Source organism: Limimaricola sp. G21655-S1 (assembly GCF_027213785.1).
GTDB lineage: Bacteria > Pseudomonadota > Alphaproteobacteria > Rhodobacterales > Rhodobacteraceae > Limimaricola.
Genome location: NZ_JAPWGO010000286.1, coordinates 1 through 263, shown reverse-complemented (window position 1 = coordinate 263; position 263 = coordinate 1). Strand labels below are relative to the sequence as shown.

Here is a 263-nt window from a genome sequence, read left to right as displayed (position 1 = left end):
GTCTGATGCTGCGCGAAGACGGCTTTGTCATGGATGACGGCACCACCGCGCGGCTGGGGGAAAACCACTATGTGATGACCACCACCACCGCGGCGGCGGGGCAGGTGATGGCGCATCTGGAATACCTCACGCAGGTGGTGCGCCCGGATCTTGATGTGCGGTTCACGTCCGTCACCGATCAATGGGCGCAGTTCTCGGTGGCCGGTCCCAAGGCGCGCGATCTGATCGACGCGCTGGTGGACGAGGACGTCAACGGTGAGACC

At 64.3% G+C, this 263-nt stretch carries 1 protein-coding gene; it reads left to right on the top strand.

Annotation, left to right across the window (positions count from 1 at the left end; genetic code table 11):
* A partial coding sequence (locus O4G76_RS20800; protein WP_269399014.1) for a hypothetical protein occupies positions 1 to 263 on the top strand: 263 nt, incomplete at both ends.